Genomic DNA, 13,378 nt, shown 5'->3' with positions numbered 1-13,378 from the left:
TGCATGCCCTGAGGGTGGTTTATGGTCTGAGGCGTGCAGGACCCAACACGTATCCCGAAGATTCTGGCCGCGCTTCAAGAGGTTTGGGAGGGGCAACCAGATTTGAACCTCGGCCAATTATTTGGGGTACTGGGCAATCGTGGGCTGGGGTGGGACTCAACTGACGCAGAGGCGCTCGCAGTTCTTCAGCAGCTCTCTCAGGAGCATCCTTCGCTTGTCGACGACACCTCCGCCCCCATCACCTTCACCACCGTCGAGCCGCACCTGCAGGTCACCTTGGTGGACGGAAATGTGGTGGTGCGAAGCGCGGCGCACCCAGGGCGAATGCCGTCGGTGTGGCGGTATGCGTCGATGCGACGTAGCGGTCCGGGGTTACCTCTCGTGGTAACTGATGCGGAGGGGGTGGAACATCGGCTGGGGATTGTCCGTCATTTGAAGCTTTTTGCGCCGGGAGAGAGTCGTTCGCTGGCGGGATTGCTGCAAGATAGCGTCGGAGGGAACCGATGGTTGGTCGCGCTGGAAGATGGAGCAAGGGCTGTGGTCGGCAGCCGGATCCGACGTTGGGTACAGGCGCGTCGTGATGTTGACGTGGATACCTTCGCCTGGGCACGCATTCTTCAATGCGAGGCGGGGGCGGACATGACAATCGCCCCAGCCTCCGGCGGGGAGCCGGTGGTGCTGGGGCGAGTTACCGCGGTGTTGCCGCTGGAAGTTCAGGAGGAAGCCTAGACAGCCGCGAAGCCGCGTTTAGGCGGAGATCCTATCGAATTGCAGCTTCCATACGGTATCGATGTCCATGGTGTGGCTTGCGAGCCGGAAATCGTCGTCTGCGGCCTCGATAGCGCGGATGGCGCTTTCCAACGGGTAGTTCGGGTTCGCGGTGACGGTGAACGTGACGGTCGGGCGTTGGCCGACCATAGCGACGCGGCTGTCGGCGCGTTGGACTTCGTCGAGACGCTGGATGGTGTTGCAGGCTGCCTCGGCGACGCGCTGAACGTTGATTACCGTGTCACCGTGCGCGGCATCGGCTGGCACGATGTTGCCGTTGGAGAACGCGCGGGAGCGTAGATTTGCAAGCAAGATCCACAATCCCAACACGGCCAGGACAATAGCGGCGGCGATAAGCGCCTTGGTATACCAGTCCTCGTAGGCGAGGTACGTCACGCGGCTGCGGTCGATGTCGCGGAGGAAATCGCTCAGGTACGGGATTTCCCAGTACTCCGCAATGGGGAATAGGGCCACAACGACCATCAACAGGCCGAGCAGGAACGTGACCAGACGGTTGAAGAAGCTCAATGTTTTGGTCATCGGTGCACCTCCAGGGGACGGACGTCGGACACTTCGGGCGTCGACTGCGTCGTGGTGGCGACTTGTGCCTGAGGCGTTTCCTTAGGCAACACCTTCACGGACACCGCAGGAGGCGCGGCGAGGCTCTTGAGCTCGCTGTTGAGCGATTGCGTGATGCGTTCTTGCATTGCGGGGCCGGAGCCGTCGTCGACAACCTGTACCTTGACCGACTTGCGGGTCGCCTTGGAGCGTACTTGCTCGCCACCGAGGTCGCTGTGAACTGTGTTGGTGGACTTTCGTGCCACATCGACGGGACGGGTCCAGATAGACACTGGGGAGTTCACTCGGACAAACCGGTGCGGACGGGGTTTGAGCGCAACCACGATGAGCACAAGGCCGACCAAGGCCAGCAGGCACGCAATGATGACGGCGGGGATCTCTGTGGTGAACGAGCCGAGGAACTCAAACGCGCGACCAAACCAGGACTGCTCGGGTGATTCCGACTCGTAGGTGTAGTACCAGAGGTCACGCGCGCCGACACCCGCTAAAGCGATGAGGAGCAGGCTGATGAGGACTGCGATCCAGCGCGATGCAGGGGTGCCTAGCGGTTCGTCGCCGGGGTGTGGCCCGACTGGGCGGGCGCTAGTTGGTTCGGTCATAGTACTTCACCACCGGTTCTATCGTGATCTGCTGAAGTGGCTTCGGCTGTGGGGCCTGTGGGATGACCACGGGCTTCGGAGCCGGGCCGCGCGGGCTTGTTGGGCGCGCACTGGGCTGGATTGTCACCGGCTTGAGCGGCTGCCTATCTACGGTGATATCGCGCAACGGTCGCTGCCACGGCACCTCAACCGGCCGCATGTGCCCGAACGCCTTGACAGCGATCGGGGCGAGGGGCTGCAACGCTGGCAGCGACGGGGCGCGCAGAGCCACGGGCATGGGCGTCTCTGGGGCGAACGGCTCGAGTGGCTCGGGCACATCAACGCCAGAAACGGTGACCGGTTGGGGCTGCTTCGGTGTTCGTACGCTTGGGGGAGTTGGTGTGGTGACGGCACGCATGTCGTCGACAAGCGATCGCGCTTCGATCGGCGCCAGTTCCTCGCGCTCGCTGGTCACGGGGTGCGTGATCTCGGTGGGAGAAACCTGGATGGGCTCTGGGATGATGAAAGCATCGTGGGTCGCAACATCGTCCCAGGTCACACGGGAACCATCGTCGATCGATTCGACGTTGGCAACGGTGACGTTGACGCGGGAGACATCCATCCCTGCGAGGGTGCGGATGTGGGCGATGATGGTGGCGCGCACAGCGTCCGTAATCGCCGCGACGGGCGCGGGGTAGGACGTGGCAATCTCGGCATCGATGGCGACAAGGCCCGTCGTGCGGTCGATGTGTGCCTCGATGCGCGGAAGGCTGCGGCCCGCCAGGCCCGCCAATTTCGCGTCGATGTTGCGGGATCCCGGCACTGTTGAGGCCGCCACTTCCGCCACGCGCTCGATGGTGCGTTCGCTGACGTGGTAGAAGGAAGTGTCCATCAGCTATTGCTCCGGCCGGTTCCGTTGCCGATGATGCTGGCTAGGTCGAGGCGGCCGTCGAGTTGGGCGCCTACTACGCCGCCGAGGATGGTAAACAGCAGCAGCCAGAGTAGGCCGGCCCAGCCACCGAATGTGACGAAGAAGGCAACGATGACGCCGATGATGACGCCGGTCAGTGCCTTGTTGGCAAAGAGATTCATTGTTAAACCACGTTTCGGGTTGTTGTGTGAGGTGCGGGGGCGTAGCCCGTGTTGCTGCTATTGCGCATCGCCGGCGATGACGTCCACGAACTCGGCGTCCGAAGCGCTCAGTGCTGCGGCGCGTACGTCTTCGGCGACCTCGTGGACGTTGCGTCCTGAGGCGACGTCGAAGGTGAAGTGGACTTCGAGGCCCGCTTTGCCGTTGCGTGAGGCAGATCGGATGCCTTCGATGCGTTGGTGCGGCAAGTAGGTTGCGATTTCGCCGAGTCGGCCGCCGTAGAGTTTTGCTACTCCGTTGACGGCGAGTGTGGCGTCGCGGACGCCCTCCGCAACCTCTCGGGTAACGGGGGTGTTGGCCATGATTACTGGATCTGCTGGTTTACAGACTGGTTGACTGCCTGGTAGTTGCCGTCGTCGTAGTTCTCACCTGCGGTCTCCTGCTCCGGCAGGTTGACGTCGTGGACGGTGACATCGACGCGGTCGACGATCAGGCCGGTCATGCGGGTGATGGCGACGGTGATGTTTTCGCGGATGGCGTTTGCCAGCTCGTGGATGGCGACACCGTACTCGGCGATGATGGCAACTGCGACGGATGCGTGGCCGTCCTCGACTGCCACGTTGACGCCCTGCTGGACGTTGGTGGAGGAGGTCAGGGACTCGCGGACTGCGCCCCACATGCGGGCTGCGCCGCCGCCGAGGTTGTGGACGCCGGAGACTTCGCGTGCTGCGATGCCGGCGATCTTGCCAACAACGTTGTCGTCGATAACAGTGCTGCCGTGCTCGGTTTCGAGGTTTTCGTTGCGCGGGCGCTGCTTCTCGGTCTCGGTTGCGGTCGAGGTGGTTGCTGGGGTGTTCTTTGCAGTGTTGTTTGCAGCGTTGTTTGCGTTCTGGTCGGCCATGACGGTCCTTTCAACTGTGATGTTCATGTTCCGAGTGCGCCTATATAGATGACGCGCACGGTATGGGAACAAGGGTACACAGGTTGTCGTCGTCAAGCGGGCTTGCGTTGGTGGCAACCTTGTGTTTTAATACGCAGGTTGCCTTGACATGGGTTGACGGAAGTCGGCCGGTGGCTCGGCAAACATGACACCTTCCAGTCGGAAGACCGGTGAAGGGGCCATGGCAAATAAACAGCGGCAGTACGCGAGGGTCACGCACCCTTCCGTGTCTGATACCCGGGCATATTGCTTGTCGACGATGACGTGTCGGCCAACAACGTGCCTTGGCGGAAGCACTGAGCGTCGGCGCGTTTATTGCGCAGGTCTCAACTTCCGGATGTGTCATGACAGTCAGAAAAGACACTGGCGTTGAGCCAAGGGCCCAGCCCGGACAACGTTATAGAGAAACTAGAAGCTACAAACCCCACCGCTTCTCTCTCGTTTCACTTCGTTCAACTTCGAGCGAAGCGAGAGTTGAACGTGGGGATGCGAGGAAGAGGTAAGCGTGGCGGGACAGAAGATCCGCATCAGGCTGAAGGCCTACGATCACGAGGCGATCGACGCATCCGCGAAGAAGATCGTCGAGACGGTCACCCGTACGGGTGCCCGCGTCGTCGGCCCGGTGCCGTTGCCAACCCAGAAGAACGTGTACGCCGTGATTCGTTCTCCCCACAAGTACAAGGATTCTCGCGAGCACTTCGAGATGCGCACTCACAAGCGCCTCATCGACATTCTCGACCCGACGCCGAAGACGGTAGACGCGCTTATGCGCATTGATCTGCCGGCCAGCGTCGACGTGAACATCCAGTAGAGCAATCCCCAACGTAAGTAGTGGAGAACTAACACATGTCTGACAACCAGATCAAGGGCATTCTGGGCAAGAAGCTCGGCATGACCCAGATCTTCGACGAGGAGAACCGCGTTATCCCGGTTACCGTCGTCGAGGCTGGGCCGTGCGTTGTCACCCAGATCCGTACCCCTGAGACCGATGGCTACTCCGCCATCCAGATCGCTTACGGCGACATCGATCCCCGTAAGGCTAAGAAGCCGCAGGCTGGCCACTTCAAGAAGGCTGGCGTCAACCCGCGTCGCTACGTTGCTGAGATCCGCATGGACGACACCTCGGGCTACGAGCTCGGCCAGGAGTTCAATGCAACGATCTTCGAAGGCGACACCTTCGTCGACGTCGCAGGCACCACCAAGGGCCACGGCTACGCCGGTGCCATGAAGCGCCACGGCTTTGCCGGCCAGGGTGCTTCCCACGGTAACCAGGCTGCCCACCGTCGTGTGGGTTCCATCGGCGCCTGCGCGACCCCGGGTCGCGTGTTCAAGGGCACCCGTATGGCTGGCCGCATGGGCGGTAACCGCGTTACCACCCAGAACCTGAAGATTCAACGCATCGACGGCGACAACAACCTCATCCTGATCAAGGGCGCCATCCCTGGCGCAAAGGGTTCCGTTGTTACCGTCAAGACCGCAGTGAAGGGCGGTGCTCACGCATGACGAAGCTGACGCTTGACGTCCACACCGCAGACGGAGCTACCAAGGGTTCCGTCGACCTGCCGGCCGAGTACTTCGACCGCGAGGTATCCGTGGCACTCATGCACCAGGTTGTGAATGCACAGCTTGCTGCTAAGCGCCAGGGCACCCACGCAACGAAGACCCGCGGCATGGTTTCCGGCGGCGGCAAGAAGCCGTTCCGCCAGAAGGGCACCGGTCGCGCCCGTCAGGGTTCGATCCGTGCTCCGCACTACACCGGTGGTGGCATTGTGCATGGTCCGCAGCCGCGTTCCTATGCACAGCGCACCCCAAAGAAGATGATCAAGGCTGCCCTCGCCGGCGCTTTGACCAACCGTGCGCAGAACGAGCGCATCCACATCGTGGAGGATCTCGTCCCGGGCCAGACCCCGTCGACGAAGTCCGCTCGTGCATTCATCGAGCGCCTCACCGACCGCAAGTCGGTCCTGCTGGTGATCGGCCGTGATGATCAGAATTCCCGTCTCTCCGCAAGGAACCTGCCGGGCGTCCAGATCATTGAGCCGGCTCAGCTGAACACCTACGACGTCCTCAACGCTGATGACGTTGTGTTCTCGGTCGAGGCACTCCACACCTTCATCAACCGCGGCGCAGCTGTTGCCGCCGCTGCGGAGGAGGAGAAGTAAATGGCAAAGATCGCTAACCCGCGCGACATCATCATCGCCCCGGTGCTCTCTGAGAAGAGCTACGGCCTGATGGAGCAGAACACGTACACCTTCTACGTGTCCCCGTCCGCGAACAAGACCCAGATCAAGATTGCCGTGGAAGAGATTTTCGGCGTTGACGTCGCTTCGGTGAACACCGTCAACCGTGAGGGCAAGCGCAAGCGCTCCCGCACCGGTTTCGGTAAGCGTAAGGACACCAAGCGCGCCTACGTCACTCTCCGCGAGGGCAGCGACTCCATCGACATCTTCGGCGGTGCGACCGCGTAACCCGCGGCTCGCTGAAGAGACGATAGAAAAGGAACCACTATGGCTATTCGTAAGTACAAGCCGACAACTCCGGGTCGCCGTGCCAGCTCCGTGTCCGCGTTCGACGAGATCACTCGTTCGACCCCGGAAAAGACGCTGCTGCGCCCGCTCCCGAAGAAGGGTGGCCGTAACACCCACGGCCACATCACCACTCGTCACCGCGGCGGCGGCCACAAGCGTCGCTACCGTGTGATCGACTTCCGCCGCTCCGACAAGGACGGCGTGCTGGCAAAGGTTGCTCACATCGAGTACGACCCGAACCGCACCGCGAACATCGCACTGCTGCACTACTACGACGGTGAGAAGCGCTACATCATCGCCCCGAAGGGCCTGAAGCAGGGCACCATCGTCGAGGCTGGTCCGAACGCGGACATCAAGGTTGGCAACAACCTGCCGCTGCGCAACATCCCGACCGGTACGACCATCCACGCTGTGGAGCTCAAGCCGGGCGCAGGCGCAAAGCTGGCTCGTTCCGCTGGCGCGTCCATCCAGCTGCTGGGTAAGGAAGGCAACTACGCAGTTTTGCGTATGCCGTCTTCCGAAATCCGCCGCGTGGACATCCGCTGCCGTGCAACTGTTGGTGAGGTCGGCAACGCTGACCAGATCAACATCCGTTGGGGCAAGGCTGGTCGTATGCGCTGGAAGGGCTGGCGCCCGACCGTGCGTGGTGTGGTTATGAACCCGGTCGACCACCCGCACGGTGGTGGCGAGGGCAAGACCTCCGGTGGTCGTCACCCGGTCTCGCCGTGGGGCCAGAAGGAAGGCCGCACCCGCAACCCGAACCGCTATTCCAACAACATGATCGTGCGACGTCGTCGCTCGAAGAAGCGCTAAGAGGAGGTAAACAGACATGCCACGTAGCCTTAAGAAGGGCCCGTTCGTCGACGAGCACCTCCTCAACAAGGTGGATGCTCAGAACGAGGCAGGCACCAAGCAGGTCATCAAGACCTGGTCGCGCCGTTCGACCATTCTCCCCGATTTCATCGGTCACACTTTCGCCGTCCACGACGGTCGTAAGCACGTGCCGGTGTTCGTGGACGAGTCCATGGTTGGCCACAAGCTCGGCGAGTTTGCACCGACCAAGACCTTTAAGGGTCACGTCAAGGAACAGAAGGGACGTCGATAAGCAATGGCTGACACCATCACCACTGCATCCGCGACTGCCAAGTTCGTTCGCGTCTCTCCGATGAAGGCACGCCGCGTGCTTGCTCTCATCCGCAACAAGTCGGTTGCTGAGGCACTCGCCATCCTGAAGTACGCCCCGCAGGGTGCGTCCAAGGACGTTGCAAAGGTTGTTGCTTCCGCAGCAGCCAACGCGGAGAACAACTTCGGCCTGGATCCGCGCACGCTCGTCATTGCCGAGTGCTACGCAAACGAGGGCCCGACCATGCGTCGTTTCCAGCCGCGTGCACAGGGTCGCGCATTCCAGATCCGGAAGCGCACCTCTCACATCACCGTTGTTGTCGAGTCCAAGGAAGGGGCCAAGTAATGGGCCAGAAGATTCACCCACACGGCCTGCGCCTGGGTATCACTTCCGACTGGAAGTCCCACTGGTACGCCGACAAGAACTACGCCGAGTACGTCGCTGAGGACATCAAGGTCCGCGAGTGGCTCGAGAAGAACCTCGAGCGCGCTGGCATCTCCGATGTTGTCATCGAGCGCACCCGCGACCGCGTCCGTGTGGACATCCACACCGCACGTCCGGGCATTGTCATCGGCCGTCGCGGCGCTGAGGCTGACCGTATTCGCCGTGAGCTGGAGAAGCTGACCGGCAAGATGGTTGCACTGAACATCCTCGAGGTGAAGAACGTCGATGCAGACGCCACCCTGGTTGCTCAGTCCATCGCCGAGCAGCTGGTCAACCGTGTCGCGTTCCGTCGCGCCATGCGTAAGGCCATCCAGTCCGCTATGCGTAACCCGCAGGTCAAGGGCATCAAGGTTATGACGTCCGGCCGTCTCGGCGGCGCGGAAATGTCCCGTGTCGAGCGCTACCACGAGGGTCGCGTTCCGCTGCACACGCTGCGCGCGGAGATCGACTACGGCACTGCAGAAGCACACACCACCTTCGGCGTCATTGGCGTCAAGGTGTGGATCTACAAGGGTGACGTCGTCGGTGGCGTCCGCGAGTCTGAGCTCAATGCACCGAGCAACGATCGTCGTGGACGTGGCGACCGTCGCCCGCGCCGCGGCGGCCAGCGTCGCCGGGCGGCAGAGCAGAAGAAGGAGGGCTAATTCATGCTCATCCCTAAGCGCGTGAAATACCGCCGCCAGCACCGCCCGACCCGTTCTGGCGTGTCCAAGGGTGGCAACCAGATCAACTTCGGCGACTACGGCCTGCAGGCCCTCGAGCCGGCGTACATCACGAACCGCCAGATCGAGTCTGCCCGTATTGCTATCAACCGCCACGTCAAGCGTGGTGGCAAGGTCTGGATCAACATCTTCCCGGATCGTCCGCTGACCCAGAAGCCGCTCGGCGTGCGTATGGGTTCCGGTAAGGGCCCGGTGGAGAAGTGGGTGGCCAACGTCAAGCCTGGCCGCATCCTGTTCGAAATGTCCTACCCCAACGAGGAAACTGCCATTGAGGCGCTGCGCCGTGCAGGCGCGAAGCTGCCGTGCAAGGTCCGCGTCATCAAGAAGGAGGACCAGTTCTAATGGCTAACGGTACCCCCGCATCTGAGTTCCGCGAGCTCAACGACGACGAGCTGAAGGGCCGCCTCAACGAGGCGAAGGAAGAGCTGTTCAACCTGCGCTTCCAGCTTGCAACCGGCCAGCTGACCAACAACCGCCGCATCTCCACCGTGAAGCGCGACATCGCTCGCATCTACACGGTGCTGCGCGAGCGTGAGCTTGGTCTGTCCGTCGTCCCGGAGTCCACGGGAGCTGAGGCATAACCATGAGTGAGGCAAACGTGACTGAGAACACCAAGGACAAGGCCGTGCAGAAGCGCCGCCGTGGCTACGTCGTGTCCGACAAGATGGACAAGACGATCGTCGTCGAGGTTGAGGACCGCAAGTCCCACGCCCTCTACGGCAAGATCGTGCGTACCACGAAGCGCGTCAAGGCTCACGACGAGAACAACACCGCTGGTGTTGGCGATCTCGTCCACATCGAGGAGACGCGTCCGCTGTCGAAGGACAAGCACTTCCGTCTCGTCGACATCATCGAGAAGGCTCGCTAAAAGCTAGTCGCTTCTCGACGACTCCACCGCCCCGGGTTGGCTACCAACCCGGGGCGGTTTTTGCGTTTTCAACTTTTTCTGCGCCCTTACACAAGGGTACGATTTCCCGCATGTGTGGAATCGTTGGATATGTAGGCGCAAACGCGACAACGCGTGACGCGAAAGACGTAATCATCGATGGTCTTCGCCGCCTCGAATACCGCGGGTACGACTCCGCAGGTGTTGCGGTGGTGAACGACCAGTCGATCGAATGCCGGAAGAAGGCCGGCAAGGTAGCGGATCTCGAAGCGGAGATTGCTAACAACCCCATCGCAGCATCGAACCTGGGCATCGGGCATACCCGGTGGGCGACCCACGGCGGTCCGACGGATGCGAATGCTCACCCGCATGTGGTGGGAGATGGCCGTATGGCAGTGGTGCACAACGGCATCATCGAAAACTTTTCGCATTTGAAGGCTGAGCTCGCAGAGAAGGGCTACACCTTCAAGTCTGAAACCGATACTGAGGTTGCTGGCACGCTGCTGCTGGATATCTACAACACGGAAGCGGACGGGGATCTGACCCGTGCGATGCAGTTGGCAGCGAACCGTCTGGAGGGCGCGTTCACCCTGCTCGCCATCCACCCGGACCATCCAGACCGCATTGTTGCGGCGCGTTGGAACTCCCCGCTGGTGATCGGTGTAGGCGAGGGCGAGAACTTCCTGAGCTCCGATGTCGCTGGCTTCATTGAGTTCACCCGTGACGCGGTGGAGATGGACAACGGCCAGATTGTGACGTTGACGGCTGATGGCTACGACGTGATTGACTTCGACGGCACCCCCGCCGAGGCGAAGCCGTTCAAGGTTGAGTGGGATGTCACCGCTGCGGAGAAGGGTGGCTACAACTCCTTCATGGAGAAGGAGATCCATGATCAGCCGGGTGCCGTCCGCGACACGCTTTACGGTCGCTTCGACGAAGATGGCAAGTTGATGTTGGACGAGTTGCGTATCGACGAATCCGTGCTGCGCTCCATCAACAAAATCATCATCGTCGCTTGCGGTACTGCGTCGTACGCGGGCCAGGTGGCGCGTTACGCCATCGAACACTGGTGCCGTATCCCGACGGAAGTGGAGCTCGCCCACGAGTTCCGCTACCGCGACCCGATTGTCAACGAGCAGACTCTCGTCGTTGCCGTTTCCCAGTCCGGAGAGACCATGGACACGCTGATGGCTGTCCGTCACGCACGTGAGCAGGGCGCGAAGGTCGTCGCTATCTGCAACACCGTGGGCTCCTCGATCCCGCGTGAGGCGGATGCGTCGCTGTACACCTACGCAGGCCCGGAGATCGCTGTGGCGTCGACGAAGGCGTTCATCTCCCAGATTGTCGCGGCGTACCTGCTGGCGCTGTACCTGGCGCAGGTGCGTGGCAACAAGTACGCCGACGAGATCCGTCAGATCATCGGCGAGCTGGAGCTGATGCCGGAGAAGATCCAGCGCGTGCTGGACAACGAAAACCAGGTCAAGCAGTTGGGCCAGGATATGGCGGATGCAAAGTCCGTGCTCTTCCTTGGCCGCCACGTCGGCTTCCCGGTCGCCCTCGAGGGCGCGCTGAAGCTCAAGGAGGTTGCTTATTTGCACTCCGAGGGCTTCGCTGCAGGCGAGTTGAAGCACGGTCCGATCGCGCTGGTCGAAGAAGGCCAGCCGGTGTTCGTCATCGTGCCGTCGAAGAAGTCGCGCCACAACCTGCACGCCAAGGTCGTCTCCAACATCCAAGAGGTGCGCGCCCGTGGTGCCGTGACCATCGTGATCGCGGAAGAGGGCGACACGGATGTGGAGCAGTTTGCCAACCACATCATCCGCATCCCGGAGTCCCCGGGTTTGCTGCAGCCACTCTTGGCGACGATCCCGTTGCAGATCTTCGCCTGCGCCGTCGCAGAAGCACGCGGCCTGAACGTGGACCAGCCGCGTAACCTGGCCAAGTCCGTCACGGTGGAGTAGAAGCTACCGACCGCGCCAGGGCGCCCCGGGATTGGCGCTGCGGTATTTCATCATCTGGTGGAAGATCTCCGCAGCACCAGCCCGCTGCCCCTGTGTCGCGCTGAGCGTACCCGTGTTGTCAGGCAACGCATCAGGCGCGAATACTCCCGGGGTGAGGACCTCTGCCAGAAATGAGGGGTCAGCCGTCGCTGCGCCGACGTAGCGGGCGGCGTGGGCTTCTGCGGCGTCGATGCGTGTCCAGTCGACTGCCCAACCGGAAGCACGCAGCATTTGATCGAAGAAGAAGCGTTGGGTCCGCGGATTACCGTCCCGGAACGGGTGCACGATTGTCAATTCGCTCCAATGGTCCGCGACGGTGTTTACCGCAGCAGACTTGTCATCGCAGGAGACCGGCAGTTTCGCGATCCGACCCATCACTCAGTCGAGTTCAGCCTCAACGTATCGCGCTCGACACATCGCCATGCCCATCGCACTAACTTCCTCGGTGCGGATCTGGCCCGCCCAGGGGTAAATGTCCTGCATGAGGTAGTGGTGTGTGGACTGTAGGGATTCACGTGTGAATTCGGTCAGCAGTGGGCCGTTTTCGAGCTCGCCGAGTCGTTGAAGTGCGAGGTTGCCAGCGATGCGGTCCAGCAAAACTGGGTCCGTTAGCCCGAATAGGTTTTCCGGGACCTCGTTGCTTCGTCGTGCCACGGTGTTTAGGCAGCCCCGGTGATGCGTTGCCGCAGTTCACGTGCGCGAGGCGTGTTTCCCAGGCCCTCCCTTTCGAGCACCTGCAACACGGCCTCGTCGGCTGAGATATCTCCTCGCAGCTGGCGTCGCAGAAGCGCCTCGTCCTCGGCGGACATGGGTTGGCCCGCCATGATCATGGAGGCGTTCACGGCGGCGACCTTCTGATCTTCGTTGCGCGGGTCAGTCATGCAGGTGATTCTAGCGGTTCGGCGAGGCGGTAGAGCTGGTGGAAGTGGTGCACCGGCCCGTGACCCTGGCCCACCTCGAGGTCGTCGGCGTGGGCGATGGCTTCGTGGAGCCAGGCGGAAGCCCACTCGACGGCGGCGGGGGCGTCGTCGAGAACAAGCCGGGTTGCAAGGGCTGCGGAGAGGGAACAGCCGGTGCCGTGGGTGTTTTTTGTGCGCACGCGGGGCACGTCCGCGATGTGGGTGTCGCCGTCGGGGGTGATCAGCGCGTTGGAGGCGTGGTCGCCGGTGAGGTGCCCGCCTTTGACCAGGACGGACACGTTCGCATCTGCTGCGTATCGACGACCCTGGGAAACCGCTTCGTCGAATGTGGTGGCGGGGGTGTCGTCGCAAAGCACTGCGAGCTCGGGGATGTTCGGGGTGACCACGGTGGCGTGCTCACGAACGAGGGCGCGCAGGGCGTCTTCGGCATCCTCGGTGAGGAGGCGGTCGCCGGAGGTGGCGACCATGACGGGATCGACAACAACGACCGGGACGGGGTGTTGCGAAAGGAACTCGGAGACCGTGCGGGTGGTGTCCACATCGCCCAGCATCCCGATCTTGACGGCGTCGACTGTGACGTCGTCGAACACGGAATCCAACTGCGCGCGCAGGAATGACTGGGGTGGGGTGTGGATCTCGCGCACGCCCTGCGTGTTCTGGGCGACGAGCGCAGTGACCACACACATGCCGTAGCCACCTGCGGCGGCGATGGACTTCAGATCAGCTTGAATGCCGGCACCGCCTGTGGGGTCGGTGCCGGCAATGGAGAGAACTCTTGGGATGCGTGCCATAGGCACTGACGC

General features: G+C 62.0%; 22 protein-coding genes and 1 pseudogene. 13 read left to right on the top strand and 10 right to left on the bottom strand.

What is annotated here, in order from left to right; genetic code table 11:
* Nucleotides 1-33: 33 nt before the first annotated feature.
* Nucleotides 34-729, top strand: coding sequence for a hypothetical protein (locus HMPREF2734_RS09495; protein ID WP_070570624.1), 696 nt, complete (start codon nt 34-36; stop codon nt 727-729).
* Nucleotides 730-747: 18 nt separating this feature from the next.
* Here HMPREF2734_RS09495 and HMPREF2734_RS09490 read toward each other — a convergent pair whose 3' ends face one another.
* From HMPREF2734_RS09490 to HMPREF2734_RS09465, 6 genes are read right to left on the bottom strand one after another with little or no spacing between them, the layout of a single operon-like run.
* Nucleotides 748-1,308 carry a hypothetical protein gene (locus HMPREF2734_RS09490; protein ID WP_070422707.1) on the bottom strand — a complete coding sequence of 187 codons (561 nt, stop codon included), beginning with the start codon at nt 1,306-1,308 and terminating at the stop codon, nt 748-750.
* Nucleotides 1,305-1,946, bottom strand: a complete 642-nt coding sequence (locus HMPREF2734_RS09485) for an Asp23/Gls24 family envelope stress response protein (RefSeq protein ID WP_070570623.1) — start codon at nt 1,944-1,946, stop codon at nt 1,305-1,307. The genes HMPREF2734_RS09490 and HMPREF2734_RS09485 overlap by 4 nt, the downstream gene beginning before the upstream one ends.
* Nucleotides 1,930-2,817 carry an Asp23/Gls24 family envelope stress response protein gene (locus tag HMPREF2734_RS09480; RefSeq protein ID WP_070570622.1) on the bottom strand — a complete coding sequence of 296 codons (888 nt, stop codon included), beginning with the start codon at nt 2,815-2,817 and terminating at the stop codon, nt 1,930-1,932. Before HMPREF2734_RS09480 ends, HMPREF2734_RS09485 begins: the two co-directional genes overlap by 17 nt.
* Nucleotides 2,817-3,017 (bottom strand): hypothetical protein, encoded by a 201-nt coding sequence (locus tag HMPREF2734_RS09475; protein WP_070422710.1) that lies wholly within the window; start codon nt 3,015-3,017, stop codon nt 2,817-2,819. Before HMPREF2734_RS09475 ends, HMPREF2734_RS09480 begins: the two co-directional genes overlap by 1 nt.
* Nucleotides 3,018-3,074: 57 nt before the next feature.
* Entirely contained in the window at nt 3,075-3,377 is a 303-nt protein-coding gene (locus tag HMPREF2734_RS09470; protein WP_070570621.1) for a hypothetical protein, read from the bottom strand.
* A gap of 2 nt (nt 3,378-3,379) precedes the next feature.
* Nucleotides 3,380-3,943 (bottom strand): Asp23/Gls24 family envelope stress response protein, encoded by a 564-nt coding sequence (locus HMPREF2734_RS09465; RefSeq protein WP_224213080.1) that lies wholly within the window; start codon nt 3,941-3,943, stop codon nt 3,380-3,382.
* A gap of 517 nt (nt 3,944-4,460) precedes the next feature.
* Here HMPREF2734_RS09465 and rpsJ point away from each other — a divergent pair.
* The 12 genes from rpsJ (at nt 4,461) to glmS (ending at nt 11,616) form a co-directional block, all read left to right on the top strand.
* Nucleotides 4,461-4,766 (top strand): 30S ribosomal protein S10, encoded by a 306-nt coding sequence (gene rpsJ / locus HMPREF2734_RS09460; protein WP_034997227.1) that lies wholly within the window; start codon nt 4,461-4,463, stop codon nt 4,764-4,766.
* A 35-nt stretch (nt 4,767-4,801) separates the two neighbouring features.
* Nucleotides 4,802-5,458, top strand: coding sequence for a 50S ribosomal protein L3 (gene rplC / locus HMPREF2734_RS09455; protein ID WP_070422712.1), 657 nt, complete (start codon nt 4,802-4,804; stop codon nt 5,456-5,458).
* Complete coding sequence (gene rplD / locus HMPREF2734_RS09450) at nt 5,455-6,117, top strand: 50S ribosomal protein L4 (protein ID WP_070450615.1); 663 nt, start codon at nt 5,455-5,457, stop codon at nt 6,115-6,117. The genes rplC and rplD overlap by 4 nt, the downstream gene beginning before the upstream one ends.
* Entirely contained in the window at nt 6,118-6,423 is a 306-nt protein-coding gene (rplW, locus tag HMPREF2734_RS09445; RefSeq protein WP_070422714.1) for a 50S ribosomal protein L23, read from the top strand.
* A gap of 39 nt (nt 6,424-6,462) precedes the next feature.
* Complete coding sequence (rplB, locus tag HMPREF2734_RS09440; RefSeq protein ID WP_070422715.1) at nt 6,463-7,296, top strand: 50S ribosomal protein L2; 834 nt, start codon at nt 6,463-6,465, stop codon at nt 7,294-7,296.
* A gap of 16 nt (nt 7,297-7,312) precedes the next feature.
* The gene (gene rpsS, locus HMPREF2734_RS09435; protein WP_018017481.1) at nt 7,313-7,588 is read left to right on the top strand and encodes a 30S ribosomal protein S19; all 276 of its coding nucleotides are present in this window, start codon (nt 7,313-7,315) and stop codon (nt 7,586-7,588) included.
* A 3-nt stretch (nt 7,589-7,591) separates the two neighbouring features.
* Complete coding sequence (gene rplV / locus HMPREF2734_RS09430; RefSeq protein ID WP_070422716.1) at nt 7,592-7,951, top strand: 50S ribosomal protein L22; 360 nt, start codon at nt 7,592-7,594, stop codon at nt 7,949-7,951.
* Nucleotides 7,951-8,694: a 30S ribosomal protein S3 gene (rpsC, locus tag HMPREF2734_RS09425; RefSeq protein ID WP_070422717.1), complete on the top strand. Its 744-nt coding sequence runs from the start codon at nt 7,951-7,953 to the stop codon at nt 8,692-8,694. Before rplV ends, rpsC begins: the two co-directional genes overlap by 1 nt.
* A 3-nt stretch (nt 8,695-8,697) precedes the next feature.
* Nucleotides 8,698-9,114: a 50S ribosomal protein L16 gene (gene rplP / locus HMPREF2734_RS09420; RefSeq protein WP_070422718.1), complete on the top strand. Its 417-nt coding sequence runs from the start codon at nt 8,698-8,700 to the stop codon at nt 9,112-9,114.
* A complete protein-coding gene (gene rpmC, locus HMPREF2734_RS09415; protein ID WP_070422719.1) occupies nt 9,114-9,353 on the top strand; it encodes a 50S ribosomal protein L29 in 240 nt (79 codons plus the stop codon). The genes rplP and rpmC overlap by 1 nt, the downstream gene beginning before the upstream one ends.
* 2 nt (nt 9,354-9,355) lie before the next feature.
* Nucleotides 9,356-9,640, top strand: coding sequence for a 30S ribosomal protein S17 (gene rpsQ, locus HMPREF2734_RS09410; protein ID WP_070422720.1), 285 nt, complete (start codon nt 9,356-9,358; stop codon nt 9,638-9,640).
* A 110-nt stretch (nt 9,641-9,750) separates the two neighbouring features.
* Nucleotides 9,751-11,616, top strand: a complete 1,866-nt coding sequence (gene glmS / locus HMPREF2734_RS09405; RefSeq protein WP_070570620.1) for a glutamine--fructose-6-phosphate transaminase (isomerizing) — start codon at nt 9,751-9,753, stop codon at nt 11,614-11,616.
* 3 nt (nt 11,617-11,619) lie between these two features.
* Here glmS and HMPREF2734_RS12395 read toward each other — a convergent pair whose 3' ends face one another.
* The 4 genes and pseudogenes from HMPREF2734_RS12395 to thiD form a co-directional block, all read right to left on the bottom strand.
* The gene (locus tag HMPREF2734_RS12395) at nt 11,620-12,030 is read right to left on the bottom strand and encodes a Fic family protein (protein ID WP_371440435.1); all 411 of its coding nucleotides are present in this window, start codon (nt 12,028-12,030) and stop codon (nt 11,620-11,622) included.
* A 3-nt stretch (nt 12,031-12,033) separates the two neighbouring features.
* The gene (locus HMPREF2734_RS12390; RefSeq protein WP_141750463.1) at nt 12,034-12,252 is read right to left on the bottom strand and encodes a Fic family protein; all 219 of its coding nucleotides are present in this window, start codon (nt 12,250-12,252) and stop codon (nt 12,034-12,036) included.
* A 62-nt stretch (nt 12,253-12,314) separates the two neighbouring features.
* On the bottom strand, nt 12,315-12,536 hold the full coding sequence (locus HMPREF2734_RS09390; protein ID WP_070422723.1) for an antitoxin VbhA family protein: 222 nt from the start codon (nt 12,534-12,536) through the stop codon (nt 12,315-12,317).
* 5 nt (nt 12,537-12,541) lie between these two features.
* A pseudogene (thiD, locus tag HMPREF2734_RS09385) lies at nt 12,542-13,366 on the bottom strand (bifunctional hydroxymethylpyrimidine kinase/phosphomethylpyrimidine kinase); the annotation flags it as partial.
* Between the last annotated feature and the right edge of the window lie 12 nt (nt 13,367-13,378).

The organism is Corynebacterium sp. HMSC055D05 (assembly GCF_001810365.1).
GTDB classification, from domain to species: domain Bacteria; phylum Actinomycetota; class Actinomycetes; order Mycobacteriales; family Mycobacteriaceae; genus Corynebacterium; species Corynebacterium coyleae.
The sequence above is the reverse complement of the archived record's forward strand: the minus strand, read 5'-3'. Positions and strand labels throughout refer to the sequence as shown.

Coding starts and splice junctions, on each gene's coding strand:
- HMPREF2734_RS09490 (WP_070422707.1), bottom strand. CDS start 1,308: ATGACCAAAACATTGAGCTTCTTCAACCGTCTGGTCACGTTCCTGCTC.
- HMPREF2734_RS09485 (WP_070570623.1), bottom strand. CDS start 1,946: ATGACCGAACCAACTAGCGCCCGCCCAGTCGGGCCACACCCCGGCGAC.
- HMPREF2734_RS09480 (WP_070570622.1), bottom strand. CDS start 2,817: ATGGACACTTCCTTCTACCACGTCAGCGAACGCACCATCGAGCGCGTG.
- HMPREF2734_RS09475 (WP_070422710.1), bottom strand. CDS start 3,017: ATGAATCTCTTTGCCAACAAGGCACTGACCGGCGTCATCATCGGCGTC.
- HMPREF2734_RS09470 (WP_070570621.1), bottom strand. CDS start 3,377: ATGGCCAACACCCCCGTTACCCGAGAGGTTGCGGAGGGCGTCCGCGAC.
- HMPREF2734_RS09465 (WP_224213080.1), bottom strand. CDS start 3,943: ATGAACATCACAGTTGAAAGGACCGTCATGGCCGACCAGAACGCAAAC.
- rplC (WP_070422712.1), top strand. CDS start 4,802: ATGTCTGACAACCAGATCAAGGGCATTCTGGGCAAGAAGCTCGGCATG.
- rplD (WP_070450615.1), top strand. CDS start 5,455: ATGACGAAGCTGACGCTTGACGTCCACACCGCAGACGGAGCTACCAAG.
- rplW (WP_070422714.1), top strand. CDS start 6,118: ATGGCAAAGATCGCTAACCCGCGCGACATCATCATCGCCCCGGTGCTC.
- rplB (WP_070422715.1), top strand. CDS start 6,463: ATGGCTATTCGTAAGTACAAGCCGACAACTCCGGGTCGCCGTGCCAGC.
- rpsS (WP_018017481.1), top strand. CDS start 7,313: ATGCCACGTAGCCTTAAGAAGGGCCCGTTCGTCGACGAGCACCTCCTC.
- rplV (WP_070422716.1), top strand. CDS start 7,592: ATGGCTGACACCATCACCACTGCATCCGCGACTGCCAAGTTCGTTCGC.
- rpsC (WP_070422717.1), top strand. CDS start 7,951: ATGGGCCAGAAGATTCACCCACACGGCCTGCGCCTGGGTATCACTTCC.
- rplP (WP_070422718.1), top strand. CDS start 8,698: ATGCTCATCCCTAAGCGCGTGAAATACCGCCGCCAGCACCGCCCGACC.
- rpmC (WP_070422719.1), top strand. CDS start 9,114: ATGGCTAACGGTACCCCCGCATCTGAGTTCCGCGAGCTCAACGACGAC.
- rpsQ (WP_070422720.1), top strand. CDS start 9,356: ATGAGTGAGGCAAACGTGACTGAGAACACCAAGGACAAGGCCGTGCAG.
- glmS (WP_070570620.1), top strand. CDS start 9,751: ATGTGTGGAATCGTTGGATATGTAGGCGCAAACGCGACAACGCGTGAC.
- HMPREF2734_RS12395 (WP_371440435.1), bottom strand. CDS start 12,030: ATGGGTCGGATCGCGAAACTGCCGGTCTCCTGCGATGACAAGTCTGCT.
- HMPREF2734_RS09390 (WP_070422723.1), bottom strand. CDS start 12,536: ATGACTGACCCGCGCAACGAAGATCAGAAGGTCGCCGCCGTGAACGCC.